Annotated in this window: 23 protein-coding genes and 1 tRNA gene; 10 read left to right on the top strand and 14 right to left on the bottom strand. The window is 52.6% G+C overall.

From position 1 onward, the window contains the following. The first annotated feature begins 5 nt into the window (after positions 1–5). The 3 genes from F822_RS11250 to F822_RS11240 are packed head-to-tail and all read left to right on the top strand — an operon-like array spanning position 6 to position 4,026. Positions 6–1,871 (top strand): glycosyltransferase, encoded by a 1,866-nt coding sequence (locus F822_RS11250; RefSeq protein WP_051536688.1) that lies wholly within the window; start codon positions 6–8, stop codon positions 1,869–1,871. After that, positions 1,868–2,869, top strand: coding sequence for a Gfo/Idh/MocA family protein (locus F822_RS11245; RefSeq protein ID WP_197272818.1), 1,002 nt, complete (start codon positions 1,868–1,870; stop codon positions 2,867–2,869). The genes F822_RS11250 and F822_RS11245 overlap by 4 nt, the downstream gene beginning before the upstream one ends. Beyond that, complete coding sequence (locus F822_RS11240) at positions 2,869–4,026, top strand: DegT/DnrJ/EryC1/StrS family aminotransferase (protein ID WP_051536689.1); 1,158 nt, start codon at positions 2,869–2,871, stop codon at positions 4,024–4,026. The genes F822_RS11245 and F822_RS11240 overlap by 1 nt, the downstream gene beginning before the upstream one ends. A gap of 166 nt (positions 4,027–4,192) precedes the next feature. On the opposite strand, the gene F822_RS11235 is transcribed toward F822_RS11240, so the two are convergent. Then, entirely contained in the window at positions 4,193–4,480 is a 288-nt protein-coding gene (locus F822_RS11235) for an encapsulin-associated ferritin-like protein (protein ID WP_025041187.1), read from the bottom strand. Between the two features lie 421 nt (positions 4,481–4,901). On the opposite strand from F822_RS11235, the gene F822_RS11230 reads away from it, so the two are divergent. Continuing rightward, the gene (locus F822_RS11230; RefSeq protein WP_025041188.1) at positions 4,902–5,087 is read left to right on the top strand and encodes a CsbD family protein; all 186 of its coding nucleotides are present in this window, start codon (positions 4,902–4,904) and stop codon (positions 5,085–5,087) included. A 683-nt stretch (positions 5,088–5,770) separates the two neighbouring features. Here F822_RS11230 and F822_RS11220 read toward each other — a convergent pair. From F822_RS11220 to F822_RS11215, 3 genes are all read right to left on the bottom strand, one after another. After that, the gene (locus F822_RS11220; RefSeq protein ID WP_197272817.1) at positions 5,771–6,442 is read right to left on the bottom strand and encodes a PDDEXK family nuclease; all 672 of its coding nucleotides are present in this window, start codon (positions 6,440–6,442) and stop codon (positions 5,771–5,773) included. Then, complete coding sequence (locus tag F822_RS15620; RefSeq protein WP_197272816.1) at positions 6,421–6,729, bottom strand: hypothetical protein; 309 nt, start codon at positions 6,727–6,729, stop codon at positions 6,421–6,423. The genes F822_RS11220 and F822_RS15620 overlap by 22 nt, the downstream gene beginning before the upstream one ends. Before the next feature lie 183 nt (positions 6,730–6,912). Continuing rightward, positions 6,913–7,000, bottom strand: a tRNA-Ser gene (locus tag F822_RS11215). A gap of 210 nt (positions 7,001–7,210) precedes the next feature. Between F822_RS11215 and F822_RS11210 the strand changes: the two genes are divergently transcribed. Next, positions 7,211–7,906, top strand: a complete 696-nt coding sequence (locus F822_RS11210; protein WP_025041190.1) for a Bax inhibitor-1/YccA family protein — start codon at positions 7,211–7,213, stop codon at positions 7,904–7,906. 93 nt (positions 7,907–7,999) lie between these two features. On the opposite strand, the gene rlmD is transcribed toward F822_RS11210, so the two are convergent. The 7 genes from rlmD to F822_RS11175 form a co-directional block, all read right to left on the bottom strand. Then, complete coding sequence (rlmD, locus tag F822_RS11205) at positions 8,000–9,322, bottom strand: 23S rRNA (uracil(1939)-C(5))-methyltransferase RlmD (protein ID WP_025041191.1); 1,323 nt, start codon at positions 9,320–9,322, stop codon at positions 8,000–8,002. Between the two features lie 64 nt (positions 9,323–9,386). Beyond that, entirely contained in the window at positions 9,387–10,160 is a 774-nt protein-coding gene (locus F822_RS11200) for a 3'-5' exonuclease (protein WP_025041192.1), read from the bottom strand. Positions 10,161–10,229: 69 nt separating this feature from the next. Beyond that, entirely contained in the window at positions 10,230–10,652 is a 423-nt protein-coding gene (locus tag F822_RS11195; RefSeq protein WP_025041193.1) for a YdbL family probable chaperone protein, read from the bottom strand. A 10-nt stretch (positions 10,653–10,662) separates the two neighbouring features. Further along, positions 10,663–10,923: a hypothetical protein gene (locus F822_RS11190; protein ID WP_025041194.1), complete on the bottom strand. Its 261-nt coding sequence runs from the start codon at positions 10,921–10,923 to the stop codon at positions 10,663–10,665. Positions 10,924–10,929: 6 nt separating this feature from the next. Next, positions 10,930–12,990 carry an intermembrane phospholipid transport YdbH family protein gene (locus F822_RS11185; RefSeq protein ID WP_025041195.1) on the bottom strand — a complete coding sequence of 687 codons (2,061 nt, stop codon included), beginning with the start codon at positions 12,988–12,990 and terminating at the stop codon, positions 10,930–10,932. Between the two features lie 108 nt (positions 12,991–13,098). Next, positions 13,099–13,986: a cysteine synthase CysM gene (gene cysM / locus F822_RS11180; protein ID WP_025041196.1), complete on the bottom strand. Its 888-nt coding sequence runs from the start codon at positions 13,984–13,986 to the stop codon at positions 13,099–13,101. A 196-nt stretch (positions 13,987–14,182) separates the two neighbouring features. Then, the gene (locus F822_RS11175; RefSeq protein WP_025041197.1) at positions 14,183–14,479 is read right to left on the bottom strand and encodes a ComEA family DNA-binding protein; all 297 of its coding nucleotides are present in this window, start codon (positions 14,477–14,479) and stop codon (positions 14,183–14,185) included. Between the two features lie 713 nt (positions 14,480–15,192). Between F822_RS11175 and F822_RS11170 the strand changes: the two genes are divergently transcribed. Next, positions 15,193–16,239, top strand: coding sequence for a DUF262 domain-containing protein (locus tag F822_RS11170; protein ID WP_025041198.1), 1,047 nt, complete (start codon positions 15,193–15,195; stop codon positions 16,237–16,239). A 26-nt stretch (positions 16,240–16,265) separates the two neighbouring features. Continuing rightward, a complete protein-coding gene (locus F822_RS11165) occupies positions 16,266–16,946 on the top strand; it encodes an MAE_28990/MAE_18760 family HEPN-like nuclease (protein ID WP_156304406.1) in 681 nt (226 codons plus the stop codon). On the opposite strand, the gene F822_RS11160 is transcribed toward F822_RS11165, so the two are convergent. The 3 genes from F822_RS11160 to F822_RS11150 form a co-directional block, all read right to left on the bottom strand. Then, entirely contained in the window at positions 16,947–18,245 is a 1,299-nt protein-coding gene (locus F822_RS11160) for a DNA methylase (RefSeq protein WP_025041200.1), read from the bottom strand. Between the two features lie 656 nt (positions 18,246–18,901). Beyond that, complete coding sequence (gene ssb, locus F822_RS11155) at positions 18,902–19,366, bottom strand: single-stranded DNA-binding protein (protein WP_025041201.1); 465 nt, start codon at positions 19,364–19,366, stop codon at positions 18,902–18,904. Beyond that, the gene (locus tag F822_RS11150; protein ID WP_025041202.1) at positions 19,366–20,724 is read right to left on the bottom strand and encodes an MFS transporter; all 1,359 of its coding nucleotides are present in this window, start codon (positions 20,722–20,724) and stop codon (positions 19,366–19,368) included. The genes ssb and F822_RS11150 overlap by 1 nt, the downstream gene beginning before the upstream one ends. Positions 20,725–20,896: 172 nt before the next feature. On the opposite strand from F822_RS11150, the gene uvrA reads away from it, so the two are divergent. The 3 genes from uvrA to phoB all read left to right on the top strand — a co-directional run bounded on the left by uvrA (position 20,897) and on the right by phoB (position 25,946). Continuing rightward, entirely contained in the window at positions 20,897–23,758 is a 2,862-nt protein-coding gene (uvrA, locus tag F822_RS11145; protein ID WP_025041203.1) for an excinuclease ABC subunit UvrA, read from the top strand. Then, positions 23,745–25,091, top strand: a complete 1,347-nt coding sequence (locus F822_RS11140) for a glycerate kinase type-2 family protein (RefSeq protein ID WP_036576028.1) — start codon at positions 23,745–23,747, stop codon at positions 25,089–25,091. Before uvrA ends, F822_RS11140 begins: the two co-directional genes overlap by 14 nt. A 150-nt stretch (positions 25,092–25,241) precedes the next feature. Continuing rightward, positions 25,242–25,946 carry a phosphate regulon transcriptional regulator PhoB gene (gene phoB / locus F822_RS11135; protein WP_025041205.1) on the top strand — a complete coding sequence of 235 codons (705 nt, stop codon included), beginning with the start codon at positions 25,242–25,244 and terminating at the stop codon, positions 25,944–25,946. The last annotated feature ends 267 nt before the right edge of the window (positions 25,947–26,213 follow it).

Raw genomic sequence — 26,213 nt, 5'->3', positions numbered from 1 at the left:
CTGCGATGAGGGTGCTGATAACCAATAACACGCTGGATAACCGCGCCGGGTCCGAGGTCTACGTGCGTGATCTCGCCCTCGCGCTGTTGCGGCGCGGCCATAACCCGGTGGCCTATAGCACCCGGCTCGGAATGGTTGCCAACGAGTTGCGCGAGGCGACCATCCCGGTAATCGACGACCTCAGGCTGCTGACAGCGGTTCCGGACATCATCCATGGACAGCATCACCTGGATGCAATGACCGCCATGTTGCATTTCCCTGATACGCCGGCCGTCTACTTCTGTCATGGTTGGCTGCCTTGGGAGGAGATGGCGCCGCACTTTCCCACCATACAGCGCTATGTCGCGGTCGACGACCTTTGCCGGGAACGCTTGCAGTGCGTACATGGAATCCCCGGCGAGCGCATCCGGATGATCCGCAATTTTGTCGATCTGCGGCGTTTTGCACTGCGTGGCGAGCTGCCCGCGACCCCTCGCCGCGCACTGGTCTTCAGCAATTACATAAACGAGGATGGTTGCCTGGGCATTTTGCGTCAGGCTTGTGCTGGTCGCGGCATCGAGCTGGATGCCGTCGGTCTTTCCGTTGGGCATAGTGAAGCCCGGCCCGAGCAGATCCTCGGCCAGTACGATATAGTATTTGCGAAAGCACGGTGTGCGCTTGAGGCGCTCGCCTGCGGGACGGCCCTGATTGCTTGCGATGCCGCCGGCCTGGGTGGCATGGTCACGCCGGGCAATTACGAAAGATTTCGCGCGCTGAACTTCGGTATTCGCACCTTGCGTGATCCCATTACTGTCGAAGCCATTACCAGGGAAATCGATCTGTACGATGCAATCGGCGCCCGCGGAGTCACTCAACGTGTACGATCGGAAGCGGCTATGGAACCGGCAATCGATCAGATCATCGATGTGTACCAGGAAGCAGTAGATGCGCATCTTGCCGCTCAAGCTACGAAATATCCGGAAAAAGAACATGATTACCGCGCCCACTTCCTCACTGCCAGCGATTACCTTCGCGGGGTTGCAGATTTCACCAAGGGCCGCTACCGTGCCGAGCAAGAGCGGGACCAAGCCCGGGTCGAAGAGACGGCGCAGCGTTTACGTACGGAACATGCCGAGTCTGAGCTGGCAAGAATTCGCAACTCGCGTCTCTGGCCTGTCGTGACCTCACTCTACCGCTTGAAGAACGCCGTATGGAATCGTCCCGTGGCTACGCTAAAAATGCGTCAGGATAATCGCCGCAATGGAGATAATCAGGGCATTCATGGTAACCATGCTTTAGACGACCACCCCCGAATATTCGAACAAATCTACCAGCATAATTCATGGCAAAGTGCTGAATCCCGGTCCGGACCCGGCTCGACCTTGAAGCGAACCGAGGTGTTGCGACACGAATTACCTGCCGTGCTAAGCAGGTTGGGCGTTCGAACGCTTGTCGATGCGCCATGTGGCGACTGCAATTGGCGCCAGCACATCGAAATCGACTTGGATGCCTACATTGGCGTCGATATCGTTCCTGCATTGATTGAGGACAATCGCCGGCGCTACCGGAATTTCAACTGGAAGTTCGAAGTTGTCGACCTGATCAAAGATCCGCTGCCCCCGGGCGATGCCATACTCTGCCGCGATGCCCTGATCCATCTGTCACTTGCAGATATCGGCCGGGCTCTTTCCAACATTCGCCGCTCAGGGGCAAAATATCTGCTGGCAACCAGCCATGAAGCAATTAGCGTGAATACCGACATCGCTACCGGCGGATGGCGTTCAGTGAACCTTATGCTGGCACCCTTTAATCTTTCGGCCCCGCTGGAACGCATTGTTGAAAACCCGCAGACTGGCAAGATTCTAGGCGTATGGGCGCTGGGCAAATCATGACTCGGCCCGTCCACGATCTCGAATTGCCAGATGGCGTCCAGGACCAGCCGCGTCCCATCGATACCGCCGTGGTGGGAGTGGGTTATTTCGGCAGCCTGCACGCGCTATGTTACTCGAGGTTGCCGGGCAGCCGGCTGCGGGCGTTGGTCGATCCGGATCCAATGACGGAATCCTTTGCCGACTACCTTGGCGTAAGCTGGTTCAGTCATCTCGCCGATCTCCCCTCCACGGTGCGTGCGGTATCGGTAGCGACGCCGGTCGCTACCCACTATACGCTGACAAAAGCCCTGCTTCAGCGTGGATTGGACGTGCTGCTGGAAAAACCGATTGCAGAAACCGCGGCACAGGCGGCGAAGCTGCAGATCATGGCGGAAGCAAAGCGTTGTGTTCTGCAGATCGGCCACATCGAGCGCTTCAATCCCGCGTTTGCCACCGGCCCGGCCTTACTGTGCCGGGCTCATACCATCCAGACGGTACGCACTACGCATCGCAAGCCACGTGCGGGTGCACTGGATGTGGTGATCGATTTGATGATTCATGACCTCGACCTGGTTCTGCACGGTGTAGCCTCCCCCGTGGTCGGATTTCATGCCTCGGGTAGCAGTCATCATTTGACCCCTATCGATGAAGCACAAGTTGAGCTGACCTTCGCTAATGGTTGTCGCGCATCTTTGCGTGCACACTGGGGCTCAGCCGCAAGAAAAGAAGACCGGTGCATGACTGCGGAACTGCACGACAACGAAACCTGGACCATTGATTTTCGGCGCCGAATCACCTACCGTAACTTCCCCACGGGCCTCTCGCGTTCCCACGATACCCACAACCCTTCCCTTCCCCATTCTACGCCCGGCATACAGCAGGACGCGCTGAGCCTGCAACTCACCGCTTTCCTGGACGCTTCGCGCCACCGCGCAGTACCGCGGGTCACTTCGGGAGAAGGCCATGCGGCGCTGTCCCTGGCGCAACAGATCCGCCAACGGATACTCGACAACGCCTGATGATCGTACCGCAATTGGATCTGGGTTCAGAGTATCAGCAATTACGCGTCGAGATCGATGTCGCGGTGCAGCGGGTGCTCGCAAGCGGCAACTTCATCGGCGGCGCTGAAAACGATGCATTGGAGCGCGAACTGGCCGACTACATCGGCGTTGCTGAAGTGGTCTGCGTCAACTCTGGTACGGATGCACTGCTGCTCTCGCTGAAGGCGTTGGGCATAGGTGCGGGCGATGAGGTCATCGTGCCGGGTTTCACTTTTTTTGCGACAGCGGAGGCGGTTTGCCTGACCGGCGCCCAACCGCGTTTCGCCGACTGCTCAGCCCGGCACTATAATATCGGCGTGGATAGCGTACGGCAGGCTTTGACGCCTCAGACGAAAGCGGTTATTGCCGTCCATCTTTTTGGGGAGCCTGTTGACCTCGCGCCACTGCAGCAATTCTGCGAAAGCCACGGTCTGTCGCTGATCGAGGACGCAGCGCAAGCAATCGGCGCACGATATCGCGGTCGCGGCGTCGGATCATTTGGCGTCACCGGCGCCTTCAGCTTTTATCCTACGAAAAATCTTGGCGCATACGGAGACGGTGGCGCAATTACCTGCAATGATCCGGCCTTGGCCACACGACTGCGCAGCCTCAGGAATCACGGTCGCCAGGACCGTTATCAACATACCGAAATCGGTTGCAACAGTCGTCTCGACGAGATCCAGGCAGCTATTCTACGAGTCAAACTTCCTTATCTGGATGAGTGGAATGCGCAACGCCGGCAACTTGCCACGCTTTATCAGGAGGCTTTGCGCGGTACGGCCTGTGGTTGGCCGATAGCGATAAAAGATAGTATTTCTGTCCATCACCAGTTTGTCGTTACCCATCCCCGGCGCAACGAACTACAAATATTTCTAGCTGAGCACGATATCGCCACCGCCGTGTTTTATCCCATCCCCTGCCATCTACAACCGGCTTTCTCCGTATCGCATGCTGGGGTATCACTGCCGCTGGCCGAGCGCCTCGCTGATCAGGTGCTGGCCCTGCCCATCTTCCCCGCGCTGCCGGTAGAAAAAGTGGCGCACATTGCGAAAATGATACGGATCTTTGAGCAGCGCTTCCCAATCGACGTGGGATATTTGCCTGCTCGAAAAGCGGCGCCAGCGATTAGCGATTAACTGGAAAGCTGTTCGGCCCGGAAAAGCCCAGGCACTATCTGTGATTGATTTATGGCTGCATGAGTATTAGGCAGCTCATCATTAGCGGGTTTACTTGTGCAAGAGACCAGTCAGTCGGCTATCCTGAAGAATTCCCGAATAAGTCCTCAGAGAACGCCTGCCTGCTCTAATCGTGCGTAAGCGGCTTCTCAGTGAACAAATACTCTTTCAGTTCGGAGGAAAACTTCGCATCCTTACGCCGGATCCATTCCAGTACCATGGAGGCATGCTCCTTCTCCTCATCACGATTGTGCGTGAGAATGGCTTTGAGTTCCTCATCCTTGCACGCGTTTACACGCTGGTTGTACCAATCGACAGCCTCCAGCTCTTCCATCAACGACACGATTGCCCGGTGCATGTCCCTCGTTTCATCGGACAACTCTTCAATAGGCTCATGGTAACCAACACTTGACATCGCTTGCTCCCTTTTTGTGGACAATAAATTTCAACATTGGATGCTTTTATTGGTTCAGGTGAAATTTCCGCGAGTACCCTATGTTAGCAAATGATGCTGTGGCCGGGACTTTATAAATGTAGGTCGGGCTCCGCCCGACGATCAAAAACGATGTCGGGCGTAGCCCGACCTACTTGCTCAAAATTAAGCGTAACACGCGCTGATGCGTGCGCCACAAGCCGTCAATATTCAATCGATTTTTCTATCAGCTATCTCGACCCTATGTGATTTACCGCACAGTATGAGCCGCAACCACGGTGTTAATCTGATAACTCTTGCCGCTTCGCATCTGTAGCCACTGATAACTCCGATGTCGAGAATATCAATTCCGGCCTACTCCGTGAGCAAGCAATGTTGAAATTTTTTGATAGGAGATTCAATCATGAATAAAGACCAAGTTAAAGGTACCGCAAAAGACATCGCCGGGAAAGTCCAGGAAGAGGCTGGAAACTTAACAGGAAATAAGGAGCAAGAAGCCAAAGGGCTTGCAAAACAAGTAGAAGGAAAAACGCAAAAGAAGGTGGGAGATGCAAAGGAAGCTGTCAAAGATTTGATTGACAAGCTTTAACGGTCGCGCCAAGTCGGGATAGGTCCGGTAAAGGAAGTCTTCGACGAGGTATAAGCATCTGTAATGCCCCGGCCCAGGTTACTGCGAGCCGGGGTTTTTATTGACCGCCTGCTCAGACAACACGCAAGCGGCAAACACGGTCTGGAAAATAGATCGCTCAGCTCATTGGAATCAGGCAGACCGTTTTTAACAGCCGGCGTATTGTTTGTGGCTCATGAAGTCGGCATTAACTACATTGTGGTTCGCAGAATGTCTTTTTGTGCGCCACAAATTATCTTGTTGCTCATTCATGATCCTCAAAAGGCGTCTCGTCCTTCGGCAATGTTTAACAGCATCGGGAAGCAAAAAATTGCCGCTCGGCGTCCGCTGGCCCCCATCAGCACACGCAAAATACCTGCCTCGCGAAGGTCAAGTAGGATGCGCTTCGCTGCTGGGTGAGGAATACCTGCGCTTGTCACTCTAGAACCGAAACACTAACACAACCATTAGCATAACTCCGGAATTGATGGGAAGTCCGACAGGCTGCTAGAGCTACATCGATATCGTTGCATTGAGGACGCACCAAACGCGCCCATACGAACTATCGGAAATGGGCCACGTAGTGGGCGGCGGGGGCCGCGATCAGTACAGGGGCGGCTGCGCGGGCCTGCAGTGGCGTTATGTGTGTGCGCTCCGTGACGCTGTCAGGCGAGTATTTGAAGATATGGGTTCTTCTCAATGATCGCCGCGTGTGATTTCTTCTTGAGAAATGAGAGCAGATCATCCTGCCGTTGAAGCAGCATCACGATTTCCCGCAAGGAGCACAGGAACATTGTTTTCTGGTTCAGCGCGTTCGCGCATTCTTTTATGACTGATTCCGTATATTCGCTTGTCGATATGAAGATGCCACTAGCGTTAGCCCTACTGAACAATCTAACAAGATGGGGTGCGAACTCGGCTACACCCACAGGCTCTTTGAGCCACTTCATTTCAACAAGGTGAACTGTTCCTTCCAGTTCGATCACACCGTCGATCTGTTCCAATACGACCGCGCTGTCAGGGCCTTTCCTGCGGAAGTCTTCCCGGACGTGGATACCATACACTTCAAATAGGTCATTAAGCACCGTCTCAAGTAACCTGCCACGTGCTTGTGGTTGGTCGCCCATATTGAATAGGGCTGCAAGTCGAGAACTTATGTCCTCAATCTTGGCTCGTTTTTCGGCTGCTACGGATTGCTCGGCTCGCGCACGAGCTAGCGTCTGCTCACGCTCGGTGTCGCGCTCCTGCTTCATGCGCGTGAAAGAGTCCTTCACGTTGACAACATCACGCAGGCTTGCAACCAAGCCTTTCGCCTTTAGCTGGTCATTGGGCAGCACGTAGAGAACTCTTCGAACTCTACAGCGCGCTTGATGATTTCGCGGCGCGGGCGCAGACCACTATCACCCCGAACATTCACTTTCGTGAGAACGGTTCGGGCAATTTCGTACTTGTTAATTGAGGCAGCGTTGGTGCGAACAGTACGGGAAACTTCGGCAAGGTCTTCTTGGGCCACACCTGCACCTTGCAGGAACAGAACAACATCCTTCTTGCTCCGGCACAGCAGAGGGATCGTATCCACCAGCAGGTTTAGCACCTCTGGCGGGTAGTGAAACTGTTCTGCCATGTAGCTAATTTCCCTTTGCCCGCTTCGTGCAGTCTTTAAATGGGGCTTGCTAAACATGCGCTAAACGGACGTTTTGTTCGTTGCGCTGATGCCGCTGATTTTGCCCTGTATGTGGTCACTTACAGAGCTTCTTTTTAACCTCTTTTACCTAACGCAGAAACTGCGCTAAATTTTTGTTTCTATTGGCGGAAGCTCAGGGATTCGAACCCTGGATACCTTTCGGTATGCTGGTTTTCAAGACCAGTGCAATCGACCACTCTGCCAAGCTTCCTATTACGTACCTACAACAACAAATTTCAAGACTGCTGCCTTAAACCGCTCGGCCACGCCTCCAGCGTTGGGCCAGAATAATACCTTTTTAAGCTTGATTTTGCCAGCCATGCCGCAGGAAAAGGTGAGCCCATCGGAATGATAAGATTGCAACTTTTACTAAACATGAGTAGTCTTATGTGCTGTATAGTTCGTCAACCAAGGAGACGTTATGCAACCTGAACTACGATATTCCGGCTCGGCCGCGCAAACGGGACTTTCCGCCGTTCGCAACAAGGTCTTGCGCAATACTTACTGGATGCTTGGCTTGACCATGATCCCGACTCTGATCGGTGCCTCGATCGGGATGAGCACCAATTTCGCGTTTCTCGCACAAGCGCCCATTGTGGGGCCATTGGTGATGCTGGCGGTAATGATGGGTCTGCTGTTTGGTGTCAGCGCGACTCGAAACAGCCCGATGGGGATCGCGTTGCTGTTTGCGTTTACCTTCGTAGCTGGCTGGTGGCTAGGCCCCATGCTGCAATACGCGCTTCATTTCAAGAACGGCGCGCAACTGATAGGAACTGCTGCCGCTGGAACGGGCATAATCTTTTTCACGCTGGCGACGATCGCTACGGTGACCAAGAAGGATTTCGGCTTCATGCAGAATTTCCTGTTTGTTGGACTGGTGCTGCTGATCCTCGCTTCCGTTGCTAATCTGTTCTTTGCCATGCCGGCTGCCTCGCTCGCCATCTCGGCGGTTGCGGTGCTGCTGTTTTCCGGCTTCATCCTGTTCGACGTAAGCCGTATTGTTAACGGTGGGGAAACAAATTACGTGATGGCAACGATGGGCATTTATCTGAGCCTCTATAACCTCTTCACCAGCCTATTGCACCTGCTCTTGGCTTTCTCAGGTGAAAGAGACTAATACTCGAAAACATTCCGGTACATGAAAAAGGGCGGCTGGTAACAGTCGCCCTTTTTCATTTCCGCGCCATTTCCGTTTCAAAACCGTGCTGCTTCAAGCCGTGCCAGCGGTATCTTTCTCGAATAATGCGATGGATTCGACATGCGCGGTATGCGGGAACATGTTTACGACACCCGCCGCTTTTAGCACATACCCGTTGCCATGCACCAGCACCTCTGCATCGCGAGCCAACGTAGCCGGGTTGCAGGATACGTAAACGATACGCCGGGGCGCTGCCTGTTCTTTTCCCAGGGCGGTAACCGCAGCGATTGCCCCTTCGCGCGGCGGGTCGATCAGCATTTTGTCGAAATACCCCTGCGCTTGCATCCAGGCTTCATCTATTTCAAACAGATTGGTCTCGACGAATTGCGTATTACGCGCGAGCCCGTTGCGCTGCGCATTTTCGTCGGCGCGGCGCACTACGGCCGCGCTGCCCTCAAAACCTGCGACCTGCGCGCCACGCCTGGCAATCGGTAACGCAAAGTTTCCCAGCCCGCAGAATAAATCCGCAATGCGTTCCCCAGCCTGAGGATTCAGCAAGTTCAGGGCGCGCCGTACCAGTACCCGGTTCATGGCGGGATTTACCTGGGTAAATTCGGTAGGATGAAACGGCATGACGATATCGAACTCGGGCAGCGTATAGTTCAATTCTGCCGCATTCTTCGGATAAAAAGGATAGGCTGTTTGCGGCCCACCAGGCTGCAAAAAGAACTGGATATGATGCTGATCGGCGAAAGCCTGAAGCAACATTTCATCTTGATCAATCAATGGCTTCAGGATGCGCAACACCAGCACATCCACATTTTCACCCAACGATACCTCGATCTGCGGGATATTTTGACGGACAGACAAGCTGCCTACCAACTCTCTCAGTGGCATGATGAGCCGGGAGATGCGTGATGGCACGATTTCACAAGCTTGCATATCGACGACGAAACTGCTGCGCTTCTCATGAAAACCTACCAGAACCCCGCCTTTTTTGGCGACATAGCGCACGGACAGTCGCGCGCGATGGCGATAGCCCCAGGCAGCACCATAAATCGCCGGTAGTATCAATTCAGTCTCGACCTTGCCGATATGCTTGAGATTATCTTCAAGAACACGCTGTTTCGCCGCCACTTGGGCGCGCGCATCCATATGTTGCAGGCTGCATCCGCCGCATATCGCAAAGTGATTGCATTGCGGCGTCACTCGGCCAAAGCCCGGCTTGAGTATCTGCGCCGCCTGCGCCATTTCGAAGTTTTGTTTCTTGCGATAGGAGTTATAGGTAACCACTTCTCCCGGCAACGCACCTTCGATAAATATGACCTTGCCTTCTGAGTGGGCGACCCCACGCCCTTCCTGATCCAGGGATTCTATGGTGACAGGCGCAATCATATTTTGCGGTGCGGGATGGCTCCCGTAATGGCAAGGGGATGAAAAAGAACAGGTGTAATGGCGGCTATGCCCACTGACCCAGGAATTCCTGCCAGTGAGATTCAGAAGATTTGCTCAAGGTAAAACGGACCAGCTCGCATTCGCGCTGATACTGTTCGTTATCAAAGACACCACGCATGAGCTGGAATCGTAAAAACACGAGATACGTATTCACCACATCGGTTTCGCAGTAATCGCGGATTGCGGCGATCTCACCATTCTGGAATGCATTCCAGACCTGGGAACCGTCCATTCCCAGTTTTCCGGGAAAACCCATCAGCTTTGCCAATTCGTCCAGCGGCACATTCGCGCGTGGCTGATATAGCGCGAGCATATCCATCAAATCGAGATGGCGGGTGTGGTAGCGGCTAAGATAATTATTCCATTTGAAATCGCGGTCATCCTCGCCCATATCCCAATAGCGACGCGCCTGCAAACCATGAATTAGGCTGCGATAATGAAGTACCGGCAAGTCGAAGCCACCGCCATTCCAGGAAACCAGTTGGGGGCTGTATTTGTCCAGTCCTTCAAAAAACCGGCGGATAAGCTCCGCTTCCGAATCAATGGGCGTCCCCAGCGACCATACGCGAAAATCATTTTTATCCCGCAATACGCATGAAATTGCCACCACCTTCTGCACATGCAATTGCAGGAAATCGGTGCCGACGGCCTGTCGGCGCGCCTGAAACGCCATGTCGGCAATACCGGCCGGCCCGACCTCCGGGGGCAGATTGTAAAGCCTGCGTAACCCCTCCGTATCGGGAACGGTCTCGATGTCAAAAACCAGTACGGGTATCAATGCTAAGAGGATCTCAAGCGAAGTTGGAGCTCGGAATGTGCAATCTACAAGGCTATGGCGTTATATGCGTTACTTTCTGACCCAGGAGCCGTTTGCGGCTTGATACCACCACCCCGGCCTGGCCAGATCGATCCAGCGCTGACCGAAAGTAGCGCGAATATCGGCTTCCCACTCGGGATGACTGTTGGCTCGGGCAATTTCGCGATACAGCGCATTTCTGTCCTGGTTTTCAGCCGCGATCAAGGCATTGACCGGCTGGCGCGCCGACAATGGCAGTGCATTGGCATCACGCATGGCGACAAGACCATCTCGTGTAAGCCCTACCGCGCCCCTTTCATAGTAAGGCTGGAGCTGGTTGTGGCGCTGCTGCATGCTTTGCCTGAGGCTGGAAATTGCGGGCGTATCGATTTCGATATTGGCTTGCGTGTAACCAGGACCCGACACCGATAACAGCAGCATCAGCAATATAAATCGGTAGACAGGATTACGCATGGTAGTCACCTTAATTTTGTGGCTGCGCCGGCTGCACGGGTTGTTCCGGTTGCGGGATGGGTTGAGAAGGTATGGGGCTATCCACACCCGGTGCACCCGGTGCGCCCTGTGCACCGTCTTCGGGTTTTTTAAGTTGCCACACGCCCTCTATTATCTTGTCCGCTGCTTTTTCAGCGGCAGCGGCAGGAAAATAAATGTTGATAGTGACGCACCCTGATAGCAACGCGCCCGTCAGCGTCAGCAAGCTTACGTAAAAAAAAGAATTCTTCATATTCCTCTACTGAATGACGGGTTTGGCTTCTACCTGGGTGATCCGTTGCAGACGGCTCACCAGTTCCCACCAATCCACATCGCGATTATAGCCTATCACTGTAATGGCCGGGATTCCGCCACCCTTGACGATGAGATAACCATGCGGCAACGGCTCCGATTCTATCCCGCCCATGTGGCAAATCCCGTTACGTAATGAACAGCTCCAGCCGATCTTCGAATAGCCGAACTGCTCGAAAAAGCCCAGAAAACTGCGCTGGATCGCAGCAGCCGCCCCCGATCCGCCAAGAGAGGAAATATTCTGTACCGCAGCCTGGCTGATGCGGCGCGGATAGCTGCCCGGACTGCTCATGAGGTTGGCATCAAACTTTACCGGCTTCCAATTGAAGAGTTCAAGGCCATGGACCGCAGCATCAATGCGCCCCTGCATATTACCGAACGAAAACGTGCCGGTGAGCAGGTTCAGGTCGAGATTACGCATATCCAGATCCGCCAGAAGTGATGGCGCAGGTCCCAACGGATCCAGCAACTTCAAATTCCCCAGCGCTATGGTGCCATCGAATATCCTGAAAAGGAGCGCACCATCCACCACGACGGTTGAGCCATTGTAACTCACCCTGGGTATCTCACCTGACAGCGTACCCTTCATTGGCTGGGTTCCCAAAGCTTCAGTCAGTTTTTGCATCGATATGGGCGAGAGCCCACCGCTGAATTGCCATACCCAGCCTTGAGCCTGCCGCGATGCGCTGAAATTTTCGAGCGTAAGCTCACCGTCAAGCACCGGCAACGTCAAACGCGGAATGCGAAGATTCGACCCGTCGATCTCCAGAGGAATATCTACCTGGCCTATAGGTATCTTTCCCAACTGGCTGCTCTGGATACGGATAGCCGCTTTTGTCGGTTCCACACCCCCCTGGTTCCCCTGATTCCCTGGCGCTTGCCAGGGAATACTGGCGTCGACACCGCGAAATGCAAAGCGCCCATGCCCGTCTTCCACCGAGGCATCGCGCAAATCGACGTGAAGGAATTCGTGGGCTCTATTCCGGTAACGCCATTGGATTCCCGCATGTCCCGCAGCCTGTAACTCAGCGACCGGGGTATTGACGAGAAAAGGTTTCAGCACTTGACTGAACAGGGTGGACAATTCGAGATTGTCGGCGCTTAAATCGAAATCGCGCAGGGTGTTTCCTGGCCGGTCAATCAACCCCGATAAATTCATCTCCCCGATATTCGAAAGCACGAGCTTTCCCGTGCGCAATCGTATGGTGCTTTCATCCAGTTCGCCGCTGCCGCTGAAACGATGGCCTTGCGCGGCAAAATAAACCGGTTGCCAGAACACTTCGCCACTCGGCCAATTCACATCAGCGTGCCACGCCCATAAATTTCCTTCCTTGCCCTCGTCAAGCGTAGCCATCGCGTTAACTTCGACGCTGATATTCTCGCCAGCATGCAATCCGCTGGCGTCGCTAAACGCCAGTTCATCCACCGCCAGATGCGCTTCAATTCCAGCAAGTCCACCGGCAGCGCCCCGCAGCTTGATCGTGCCGTTCATGTTTCCCTTTGCGGGCACGGGCAACAAGCTCTTTTCCGCCTCTGGCAAAAATTCGGCAATACGCGCTGCCTCTCCATTTGTTACGATCAGCACGCCTTCCCAAACCGGCTTTCCCCACTGCGCGGATAGTCTCCAGTCCGCAACGGCTCCTCCGGCACCAGTCGTGATTTTTAGATCCAGTGTTTTGTTGCGGGAAGAGAAATCAAACGACACAGGTAGCGGCGCCGATCCGGATAGCTTCAGCACACCATCCTCGCAGCGAATCCAGTCATTGGCAACCTGAAATTTGTGGCAGGAAAAATGCAAATCGCGCCAGATTTTTCCCTGTATCGCGACCTCGTTCAGCCTTACTTCCAGCAATGATGCTTGCGGACCAGTCAGGCTGACCCGAATCCCTTTCGCGTTAAAAAAAGGACTATGAACATCATCGGCAGAAAGGGTAATTAAAGGACCGGCATATGCGGATAAGGTAACAATGAATAATGCCGGCAATATTATGACGAGCTGCTTTATCATTATTCATTTGGCCAAACACGGCTTACGTGTACCGCATATTGCGCGCCAAACTTGCAGGCCGACAACATTCTGCTCCTCGGCCGCATTACGCGCATAGGTTTACGATACTCAGGCGGGAAAAACACCTGTGGAAAGATAGCGATCACCACGGTCGCAAACGATCGAAACGATTGTCGCATTCTCGGCTTCTGCAGAAATCCTGAGTGCTGCCGCCAACGCGCCTCCCGATGAAATCCCCGCGAAAATCCCCTCCTCGCTCGCCAGTCGCCGGGTCATTTCCTCGGCTTCAGCCTGGGAAACCAGCACGATGCGATCTACCCGGCTGACATCATAGATTTTTGGCAGATACGCTTCCGGCCATTTACGGATACCGGGAATCTGGGAACCTTCTTCCGGCTGCACGCCAATGATCTGAACCGCAGCGTTCTTTTCCTTGAAATATCGAGAGCAACCCATGATGGTGCCGGTGGTACCCATGCTGCTCACCAGATGGGTAATTTTACCTCCGGTATCTCGCCAGATCTCGGGAGCGGTGCCTTCATAATGCGCCCGTGGGTTGTCAGGGCTGGCAAACTGATCAAGTATGACGCCGCGCCCCTCATCACACATGCGCTCGGCCACGTCGCGCGCTTCTTCCATGCTGCCCTCCTTTGAGGTCAGCACAATTTCCGCACCGAACGCCTTCATGGATTGCCGCCGTTCAATGCTGAGGTGCTCAGGCATCACCAGTACCATGCGATAACCCATTATCGCCGCCGCCATCGCCAAGGCGATGCCGGTGTTGCCGCTAGTCGCTTCTATCAGCGTATCGCCCGGCTTAATATCGCCGCGCTCTTGTGCATGCGTAATCATCGATAACGCCGGACGGTCTTTCACCGAACCCGCGGGATTGTTACCCTCCAGCTTAACGAGAACAACATTGCTGGTATCCCCCGGCAGGCGTTTGAGTTTTACCAACGGCGTGTTACCGACAAAATCTTCTATGGTTTTATACATGACGATGCAATTTGCAAAAAGATTATGCCGGATTATCGCATACGTTCCGGCTTGCGCGACGCTACAGATAGGATAGCAGGATGGGTAAAGCGCAACCCATCGACCCACTGATACGATGGGTTGCGGGTTGCGGGTTGCGGCTTGCCGCCTCCACCCATCCTACCAAGCGCGGTTTAGTCAATAAGGGTATTGTTGATTACTTGGGGACAGGTTTATTTTCTTTCTTAACCGTAGTAGCGCCACCCACTGCTATGTCCTTGCGCAACCGCTTCAGCGTAGCAGGGCCGATGCCGTTGACCTTTTCCAGGTCATCAGCCGACTTGAAAGATCCATTCTTCTTGCGATGATCGATGATGGCCTTGGCTTTGGTCGGACCAATTCCCTGAAGCGTTTCAAGCTCGGCCTGGGTTGCAGTATTGATGTTAACAGCCGCGTAGGCTGCGCCGGTAAATGCGAACAGCGTAACCAAAACAATTGTCAGGATTTTTCTCATTAAATTTCCGTTGGCGAGGGTTAGGTTAGAGGCTGGCTCCACACTGTTTTTCTCAGTAAGAATTTGATTGCCGGCAAAGCAAGACTATCGACAATACCGCTAACGCGGATTCCTCTATAACGGCAAAATGAATATCAGAAATGAGCATCATGTTAAATAAAAATATTCCTGTTCAGTTCAAGAGAGAATTTTAGTCGTCAGAATGATTAATGTAATATTAAAACGGTTCTTGCTACCATTAATGTAATTTTTTGTCTAATTTGGTTTAAATTCAACTGCATACAATTAATACTTAATAGTAAAACAGTAATAACGTTGCGATTTTAGTTAGATTCTATCTTTCTGCTCCTCAAACACAACATTTTGCTAAAAAAGAACCGTTACAACTTAAGCAAGTTCACTTCCGCCGTCACTTTGGTGATCAAATTATACGGTGCAATGGCTTCGGTGTTTGAATAAGCTATAGCCTTGCAAGAGTGCAATTGTCGAAGGGGCCTTCTCAATGCATGGGCTAATCCAAATGACCCGTCACAAGTCCCTCTGTATACTAATGAATATGGTGCTGCTATCCACCTACCATCGTCTTAGCACTTGGTTTGAAGCAGAATCGAATAAAACCAAACCACCTACGTTTTCCTATTATTCTCATATGAGAATAATATCAAACAATCCTAACCATGCGCCGATGCGACGGCGAAACCAAAGGCTAACTCATGGCGCTTACGGCTAAACAAATATCTTTGATTCAAGCTCAGCTTGAAAGCAAGCGCAAGACTGTTTCCTTCGATAGTTACGATCTTTCAGTTCGACAAGTTTTAGAAATGGTTGGGACCGGCGACATTTTTGTTCCTCCTGAATATCAGAGACAATTCATTTGGGATACTGAAAGACAATCGGTTCTCATTGAGTCAGTTTTTCTAGGCATTCCGGTGCCGAGCCTATTTATGGCTACCAATCTTGACTCCACATGGGAGGTTGTCGATGGAGTGCAACGATTAGGATCATTAAGCCATTTTTTCGGAAACCCTGAACTGCTGGAAAAAATCAAGCGCGAGGAGCCATTGAAGTTAAAAGGGCTAGATAAACTTGACTCTTTTAATGGAGTTACTTTTCAAGAGCTCCCAAAATCAATCCAGCTTCACTTTTCTACGAGGCCGGTAAGAATAACTGTTTTAAATGATAGGAGTAACCTTGCTGTCCGCTTTGATTTATTTGAACGATTGAATACAGGAGGAGTGTCTCTTACTCCTCAGGAGATTCGAAACTGTGTCTATCGAGGCGTCTTCAATGAAAACATAAAAAAAATGGCTTCACGCAAAGACTTTCGAAGCGTTGTCAAAGTTCATGACACTAAGGGCCTCAACGGTACTTACGAAGAGCTTGTTCTTCGATTTTTCGCCTACCTTAACAACTATCAAAACTTCGACCATTCGGTGAAAGATTTCCTGAATATCTATATGAATGACAATCGTCATTCAGGAATTAGCGCAGCAGATAGTGAGCTTTTCGATCGAACGATTAACCTTTTGAAAGCAGCTTTTCCGAAAGGGATATCACGCGGTAGAGCTGTGACTCCCGTTAACCTTTACGAAGCCTTTGCCGTAGGTGTTGCTCTAGCGCTGAGGCAAGGGAAAGCGGTGGATGTGGAGAAACTTCCACCACTAATCGAAGACAAGACTCTAAAGTCTTTCACTGGTGCAGGATCAAATCAAAAAAGATTTGTTATTGGACGGATTGAATACGTACGAGACGCGTTGTGACTATCTGCCAGTACGCGCGAGATGGCATGAACGCACGGCTATCTGAGGCTCGAGAACTACTAAAAAAAATCAAACAGGAGGAGCCACAAGGTAGCGTTTTTCTTCCGCCAAGCTCAATTTCCTTAATATTACGAGGACTGGTATATGTGTCGTTGTATGGCGCAATCGAATATGCGATTACCCAAGGGACTCAAAGCTTTATAAACCACCTATGCGGGCTTAAAGTTAACACCAAACATTTGGAATATTCTTTGCATTCGATAGCGTTAGACTCCCAGCTAACATCTGCACGAAGTAGCGGAGAAAAAAAGAAGTGGGAAGCACGCAGAGCAATATTTTCTGCGCTTGAATTAAAGGTTCCCTGCAGCATTCCCGATACAGTGTTCGGAACATTTCTTCACAATGTATATCCTAAAACTGTATTGGAAATATTTATGTGCCTAGGCATCAAAGAACCTCCTACAGCAGCAGAAAGCGATGTTGGCTATTTTAAAGAAATTACAGAAAAACGAAATGCGGTGGCCCATGGTAGAGAGGCTGCGAGCAATATCGGCAAAGGCCTAACAATTCAAGATATCGAAACCAGGTTGAATGCAGCCTACAATATATGCTCGCACTTCTTGGATACTATGGAAGAACATGCTACTGAGCTCAGGTTCGTACGCTCACGATATAGGGCGGCATATCGCGAAGCAGCGGCTGGCTAGCTAGCTCTTCCTAAAAAACAAAACACTTTCAATCGTAGATCTATTACCTATGTACTTCTTTGACCGTTGGTTTACTTCGACCATTGAACGAGAGGCTGAGAAGTCAGCCTGCCTAACTAAGGACATCGCTAAATTCTCTGCCATTTGACTAGTAATGACTGCGATGTCATTTCGAATTTCCTTATAGTAAGAGTTCTGAACGACAAGAGTACAAGGCGCTTTCGGTGCCAACACTCTAGCCGCTTCGCTCAATGATTTGTAAAACGAATCAAAGTATTGCGAATGATTTTTAAAATAATAAGTCTTTGATGCCTTTGATGGATGTTCATACACTGCACGAAGAAAATTCCCACACTCATGCCCCCATTCAGGATTAATTCCAATAGAATTTTTCTGAACAGTCGAGCTTCCCGTCAAAGCGCGGCGTAACGTTGAAAAGCTCACTCCACCGATTCGCAACACAGCCAGTTCAGTATATGTAGCTACGGCATAATCGATGCGCGTACAATACGGTGGCGAGGTAATAATCGCGTCAATTGATTCCTTTTCTAACGGAAGGTCTTCAGCATTTGCAAGCAACAGCTGAAGGCGATTTGCGTCAGTGTCGCGGTAAATAGGAAAGCGCTCGCGGCGCTCACACAGCAATTTCACCTCTTGTATAAAGAGCTTAGAGACGCCTTGTCTTGTGAGATGCTTTTTCTCCTTGGTATTCTTGGCCACTCGAATCCATGTCGGATTGGATACTGCAAAGCCCTGAGCCCAACGACGCGTCACTCGAAATAAAGCAAGGTAGAAGAACGCAGCTAGCGGCGTCACCTTCTCCAACGCATTAGGGGAGTCTAAATGTGTATATGTACCATGTGATATGAGGGTGCGATTAATTCGCTCTTCTATGCCCCGCACAAGTGAGACAGATCGTGGGTGAAACCAATTTCCCAACGGATCTTCTTCCATACCTTCATACCCATCATCGACTTTGTCTATGATGGAATGGGCTAACGGGATCAAACTCTCTACATCCAGCCGCGATACAAAGGCTGCCTTGGCGACCAAGGCCATCGCAGGATTGAGATCCGAGCCAATCGCGGTCAAACCCCTTCTAAAGGCCGCCACTGTTGTAGTTCCACTTCCATTCCATGGATCCAATACCTTAGCGTTACACGGTAAATTGAGCAAAGAAAGTGTGCTTTCAACAAATGCGCCAGAGAAGCCGGCATAGTACGGAAACAACTTCCTCCCCGCAACCTCCTCAGGGTCGAGGTGACGCTTAGGATTAGCTATTTCATGTACTTGGAGCATTTTTTCTCAAGGGAAGGGGCATGAACTTCACACCGAGTACGAGATTCTACCTTGCGCGACGCCCCAACGTTAATGAACCACAGGTCGGAACTACGCCTCACTCTTATTATCTGCCTGCTTCAAGCTGCATGCGTGTAACTGATCCGTTAATTTATTAACCGTTGTCCGCCTTGTAGAGAGATCGTAACAGCTCAATTTTAATTTTGTCTGAGTTCAGTTTGCTTACCGAGATTATTATGCTGTAGCAGCGCAGCATATATAGTATTTACTCTGTTTTGCGGCGGTCAATTGAAGGCAAGGCTCTGCTGAGGTCGGTATCAGTTAAGCCTCTTACATGAGCGTTGTATGGCCAGACAACGAACTGTTCCAATAAATTGCTATTCTCCCGCCTCAAACGTTCATTCTCAATAGTAAGACGCGTGATGCGCTCAATAGCAACACTCATGCTCGGTGGTGCCTTCATCTCAGGGCGCTCATTCCTCAGCCGCTCCTTCGTCGCCTTAAACGCATCCGCAATCCTAACAAACCGATAAAGTGTCTATCGTGCTGGCGTATATCAGTAAAACAATCTAGTAAATTACGAGCTGTAAAAAACAAAAAACCAGCTTTTACGCTGGTTTTAAGTTGAAATATAACATTCAAATAAAAAGTAGCTCCTAAAACGGAATATCATCATCCATATCGTCAAACCCACTGCTGCTTTTAGCAGGGGCTTTACTCCCCGACGGGCTCGGCGCGAAACTGCCCTCGTCCCGCCCTTCCCTATCCGAATCAAAACCGGCGCTGCCGGGTTTGCTACCCAGCATCTTCATATCGCTGGCGATGATGTCGGTGGTATAGCGCTCAACACCCGCCTTGTCAGTCCACTTGCGCGTTTCCAACCGTCCCTCCACATATACCGGACGGCCTTTTTTCAGGTATTCGCCGGCGATTTCAGCAAGCTTGCGATAAAAGGTGACGCGATGCCATTCGGTTTTTTCCTGTTTTTCGCCGTTTTTATCCTTCCAATTTTCCGTGGTTGCCAAAGTGATATTGGTCACGGCGTCGCCATTTGGCATATAACGCGTCTCGGGGTCTTTACCGAGATTGCCAATGAGTATTACCTTGTTGACTGATGCCATTACGCTTCTCCCCCCAATAATTGAACAACGCCTTCTTCGTCGAAACCTCTCATATCCACTTTCAGATAGGCCACGCCTTCGCTCGCCAGCACCAGCGCCTCATGCACGCCGGGCAGCGCCGCCAGCTGGCGGGATAGACCGCTGGCCGTGCCCGTATCCATCTCTTGCACATGATACATTTTGGTGCGCACAGCGGCAGGGGCTTTCATCGTAACGGCAAAAACAAGCCATAATGCAAGCAGGGCTCCGCAGAATGCATAGAGTGCAGAGGCCCCATAATGCTGATACAAATAGCCACCCGCGGTTGCACCTGCGAATGCGCCGAGAAACTGGACGCTGCTATAGACGCCAATGGCGGTGCCTTTTGCGCCCACCGGCGCAATCTTGGAAATGAGCGAGGGCAAAGTCGCTTCCAGAAGGTTGAAGGCGGTGAAGAACACCAGCAACGCCAAGGTCGTTCCCCATAGCGAATCGAAGGCATAGGCCAGCATTACCTGGCTGGCAAGCAATACAGCTATCGAAATGACGAATATCTGTTTGAGCTTGGCCTTTTTTTCACCATAAATGATCGCCGGAACAATCAATACCATGGAAAGGAGCAGCACCGGTAAATATACCTGCCAGTGGTGGTCCGCCGCCAATCCGGTCGTGCGTAACGACAACGGCACCACCAGCCACAGCGCCATCAATGTCGCATGCAATGCAAACACGCCGAAATCCAGGCGCAGCAGTTGCGGGTTGCGCAACACATTCCGGAAACGTCCGGCGGATGCTTCGGTATCGGAATGGAAGCGGCTGATTACCGGATCGGGAATGATTTTGAAAACAACCACCATCGCCAGTAGTGCCAGCACGCCGGTCATCGCAAAAATTCCCGGCACACCGATCACATTATTTAATGCTGGTGCAATAATCAACGAGAGCGCAAAGGTCGCACCTATGGTCATGCCGATCGCGGCCATTGCCTTGGTCCGGTGCTCTTCACGGGTAAGGTCGGCGGCAAGCGCCATCACAGCCGCGGAAATTGCCCCCGCACCCTGGATGACGCGCCCAAGGATCACCACGTAAATATCGGTGGCGGATGCAGCAACAAAACTGCCGATTGCGAACAGGATCAATCCGATGTAAATGACAGGCTTGCGGCCGATACGGTCGGATAGCCAGCCAAACGGAATTTGCAGTATGGCCTGAGTCAATCCATATGCGCCAAGCGCGATACCCACCAGCGTATAGCTGGCGCCACCGGGGAGATGCTCGGCATAGAACGCGAATACCGGCAGAATGATGAACATCCCCAACATGCGCAGCCCGTAAATTCCCGCCAGGCCGGCTGTAGCGCGCAGCTCTATGGGCGACATTTTATCGGGAGGTAATGAGGAGGACATGAATCAGATTGGGGAAATGCGGAAAGTTGCGTATATTAACAGGTTTGACCGGCACTCAGATAGCCTCGGCTCAGGATGTTACGGATAGTCCAAGTAACGGCATGTCGCCGCAGGTAGTCTATGAGCAGCCAAATGGAAGCAGCCGATGGAACTTATAAAAATTCGCGGTGCGCGTACGCACAATCTCAAAAACATCAGTCTTGATTTGCCGCGAAACAAGCTGATCGTCATCACCGGCTTGTCCGGGTCCGGCAAATCTTCGCTCGCGTTCGACACCCTGTATGCGGAAGGCCAGCGGCGCTATGTGGAATCGCTCTCGGCATATGCGCGCCAGTTTCTGCAATTGATGGAAAAACCCGACGTCGATCTGATAGAGGGGCTCTCTCCCGCCATAGCCATTGAGCAAAAAGCGACTTCGCATAACCCGCGCTCCACCGTCGGCACCGTTACCGAAATACATGATTACATGCGCCTGCTGTTTGCGCGCGTGGGCGATCCGCAGTGCCCTGATCACGGCATCACGCTGACGGTGCAAAGCGTCTCGCAAATGGTTGATCACGTCATGCGGCTACCCGCGGAAACCAGGCTGATGATACTGGCGCCGCTGGTGGTAGGTCGCAAGGGCGAGCAAATGGATTTGATCGATGAACTGCGCGCACAGGGCTTTGTGCGGTTGCGAATCGATGGTGAAGTGCATGAGATCGATGCGCTGCCGAAGTTGCAGAAAAATAAAAAGCACACGGTGGAAGTCGTGGTGGACAGGCTCAAAGTTTCACCCGATTCCAAGCAGCGACTGGCGGAATCGTTCGAAACCGCACTGCGCCATGCCGACGGACGCGCTTTGGCGGTGGAAATGGATTCAGGCCATGAGCATCTTTTTTCGGCCAGGTTCAGTTGCCCGGTATGCAGCTACTCCCTGCCGGAACTCGAACCCCGCTTATTTTCCTTCAACAACCCGATGGGTGCGTGCCCCAAGTGTGACGGCTTGGGGAAAATAACCTTTTTCGACCCTAAGCGGGTGGTGGCGTTTCCTCATCTGTCGCTGGCTTCCGGCGCAATCAAGAGCTGGGATCGGCGTAATCAATTTTATTACCAGTTGCTGGCGAGCCTTGCCAACCACTACGATTTTGATCTGGAAATACCCTTTGAACAGCTTGCCGAGAATCTGCAAGATATCATCCTGCATGGATCAGCCAAGGAAGAAATCTCATTCTCGTATTTGAACGAGAGCGGTAAACGCAGCTATCGCAAACATACCTTTGAAGGCATCATTCCCAATCTGGAGCGACGTTACAAGGAAACCGAATCGCTCGCCGTGCGTGAGGAACTGGCGAAATACCTCAATTCCCAAACCTGCCCTGAATGTGGCGGAACCCGGCTACGCCGCGAAGCACGCCATGTCCACGTGGGAGGGCGCGCTATTTATGAAGTCAACGCGCTGCCGCTGAAGGAGGCGAAGGTTTTTTTTGACCAGGTAACACTGACGGGGCACAAATTTGCCATCGCGGAAAGAATCATCAAGGAGATTTCCAGTCGCATATTATTTCTCAACAATGTCGGGTTGGATTATCTGTCGTTGGATCGTTCCGCCGACACCTTGTCCGGTGGAGAATCCCAGCGCATCCGCCTCGCCAGCCAGATCGGATCAGGTCTGACCGGCGTAATGTATGTGCTGGATGAGCCTTCCATCGGGCTGCACCAGCGGGACAATGGACGCCTACTGGAAACGCTCAAGAATCTGCGCGATCTCGGCAATAGCGTCATCGTGGTGGAACACGACCAGGACGCCATACTTACCGCCGATCATGTGGTGGACATGGGCCCGGGTGCGGGCGAGCATGGCGGACTGATCATCGCACAGGGAACACCCGAGGCTATTCAACAGGATCCCGGCTCACTCACCGGTAAATATCTTTCGGGTGAACTGGCCATCGCGCTGCCGGAAAAACGCACCGAACCGAAAAGCGATCGCTGGCTCAGGATCGAAGGCGCATCCGGCAATAACCTGAAGAACGTCAACCTCAACCTGCCTGTCGGATTATTCGTCTGCATAACCGGCGTATCCGGTTCAGGCAAATCCACGCTCATCAACGAAACGCTTTATCATGCAACCGCTCGCCATCTATATGGCAGCACCGCGGAGCCCGCGCCATACCGGAATCTGGATGGATTGGCCTTTTTCGACAAGGTCATCAGCATGGACCAGAGCCCCATCGGGCGCACGCCACGCTCAAACCCGGCCACCTATACCGGCTTGTTCACGCCAGTCCGGGAGTTGTTCGCCGGTGTTCCCCAGGCGCGTGAGCGCGGCTATGGACCCGGGCGATTCTCGTTCAACGTCAAGGGCGGGCGCTGTGAAGCCTGCCAGGGCGACGGCATGATCAAGGTTGAAATGCATTTTCTCCCGGATATATATGTGTCATGCGATGTCTGCCATGGCAAGCGCTATAACCGCGAAACACTGGAGATCCAGTACAAGGGAAAAAACATCAACGAAATTCTGCATATGACGGTGGAACAGGCACGCGAGTTTTTCAGCCCCGTGCCGGTCGTGGCGCGCAAGCTGCAAACCTTGCTGGATGTCGGCCTGGGCTATATCACCCTGGGCCAGTCCGCGACCACGCTTTCGGGGGGCGAAGCCCAGCGGGTAAAGCTGTCGCTTGAACTTTCCAAACGCGACACTGGCCGCACGCTCTATATTCTGGACGAGCCCACGACAGGCCTGCATTTCCAGGACATCGATCTATTGCTGAAAGTGTTGCATCGCTTGCGCGACCATGGCAATACCGTAGTCGTCATCGAACATAACCTGGATGTGATCAAGACCGCTGACTGGATTATCGACCTTGGCCCCGAAGGCGGAGGGGGCGGCGGAGAGATCATTGCCCAGGGAACGCCGGAGCAAATAGCAGCGGACGAAAAGAGCTTTACCGGGCACTACCTGAAAACGGCGCTCAGTTCCTCAACTCATGATCAGCAGCGGCAACGCGGATATGGGCATTCATAAGCATGCCCGCAACCTTCTGCTCAATAGCTTTCATGCCGCAGTCAGCGCAGCCGATCCCCTGCTTATAGTACCCCGGCATTTGCCGCCACAATTGCGTCATCAATTACCTCATCGATTACCTCGGGGTCGTACACTGGTCGTCGGTGCAGGCAAAGCGGCGGCAGCGATGGCGATGGCAGTGGAAAAACATTGGCAAAACGATGCGTCGCTGGATGGTATCGTCCTCACCCGCTACGGTCACGGCTTGACGCTCGATCGGATCCAGGTTATCGAAGCCGGACATCCGGTACCCGATGAACAGGGTGAAGAAGCCACACGTAATCTTCTGGCGGAAGTAAAAAAACTCGGTACGGATGATTTCCTGCTTTGCTTGTTGAGCGGCGGCGGGTCGAGCTTGCTATCGCTGCCGGTAGCGGGTATTTCGCTGATCGATCTCCGAACCGTCACCACGGAATTGCTCCATTGTGGCGCAACAATTCAAGAGATCAACACCGTCCGCAAGCATCTTTCCGCTGTCCTGGGGGGAAGGCTTGCGGCTTCAAGCCGCGCGCCGGTACTGGCATTGATAATTTCCGACGTAACTGGCGACGATCCAACCCATGTCGCATCCGGTCCTTGCGCACCGGACCCCACAACATACGCGGATGCGCTCACAATCATCGAATATCACGGCATCCAGGCACCCGATGCCGTGACGGAAATATTGCTGGCGGGCGCCAACGGCAAGCTTGGCGAGACCCCTAAACCGGGCGATGCGGCATTCAGTCGCGTAGAAAACCGGGTGATCGCTACCGCGCACGAATCGTTGGTGGCCGCCGCCGAATATTTTCGTACTCAAGGCATTCCCGCTGTAATACTGGGTGATTCCGTTACCGGCGAGTCACGCGATGTCGCCAGGGTCTTCGCAGCCTTGATCAGGGAAATCCGCCGGTATGGGCATCCTTGGAGACCCCCGTTAGCGCTAATCTCGGGCGGCGAAACGACCGTTACATTGGGTAAAAAGCGAAACGGCACTTATGGTGACCATAGCACCCATCGCGGACGTGGCGGACGAAATACTGAATTCCTGTTATCTCTTGCCGTTGAGCTCGGTGGTGCAGAGAATATTCATGCGCTCGCCTGCGATACCGACGGCATAGACGGAACGGAAAACAATGCGGGCGCGATCGCCGCGCCTGATTCCTTATACCGTGCAAGGCAGGCAGGGATGGACGCATCGGCATTGCTTGCCCGCAACGATTCTTATACGTTCTTTCAGCAGCTTGGTGATTTGGTCGTTACCGGCCCAACCCATACGAATGTCAACGACTACCGCGTTATCCTGATCTTGTAAAACTGGCGCGTGGCAGGACCTGGAAAACGCTCTGCATTCGGCAAGGGGAGGATGCAAGTGTCACGAAACCGCAATATTGTTTACATATCATCGCAATATAAGGACAATCAAAATCGAAGAGAAATAATCACGAATAGAAGGAATGTGCCGATGGCAGCGACAATACTGGTGGTTGAAGATGAACCAGCGATCCAGGATTTAATCTCATATAGTTTGCGGCAAGCCAGACATATCGTTTTTTCCGCACGAAATGCGGAAGAAGCCATGGAAATCATCAATGATGCGCTACCGGATCTGGTGCTGCTCGACTGGATGCTGCCGGGAATGAGCGGAATCGAATTCGCCCGCGTGCTGCGGCGCACCGCGCGCACTAAAACAATTCCTATCATCATGCTTACGGCTCGCGCAGAAGAAGGCGATAAGGTGGCGGGGCTGGAGATCGGCGCCGACGATTACATTACCAAGCCTTTCTCTCCGCGTGAGATGCTCGCGAGAATCAAGGCGGTGCTACGGCGGCGCTCGCCCGAAGCGGCCGACGATATGGTCGAGATCGGTGGACTGCACCTCGACTCGGCTGCTCATCGCGTAACTGCCGACGGCAATGAAGTAGTGCTGGGTCCTACCGAATTCCGGTTGCTGCATTTTCTGATGACTCACGCCGAGCGAGTATACAGCCGTTCGCAGTTGCTCGATCAGGTATGGGGAGATCATGTATTTGTAGAGGACCGAACTGTGGATGTGCACATCCGCCGACTACGCAAGGCATTGGAGACAGTCAGTAAGGATGGACTGGTGCAAACGGTGAGGGGATCGGGCTATCGACTTTCCGCGGTGCTGACGGCGAGCATGGGGTGATCCCTGGAATAATCCTAAATCCGGTAGTTGACCGCTTATTTAATAGATCAGTATTATGATTAATAACAACATTTCATATTATTTGACACTCACCTTGTGGGTAAGGTCGCTACGGGGTGAATTGCACAGTTTTTGCAGCACATGGCTGCGTTGCAACTTCTTGGAATGGAACGGCGCCCCGAAGCGTCGTCCGAGGGGCCCCGCGAAGCGGGGATCGGGCAGCGCAGGAGATGCCGCGATCGCGTTCCACACGCAAGCGGGCGCCCG

The organism is Nitrosospira briensis C-128 (genome assembly GCF_000619905.2).
Lineage (GTDB): Bacteria > Pseudomonadota > Gammaproteobacteria > Burkholderiales > Nitrosomonadaceae > Nitrosospira > Nitrosospira briensis.
Note: the sequence above shows the minus strand (reverse complement) of the source record. Positions and strands in the feature narration are given on the sequence as shown.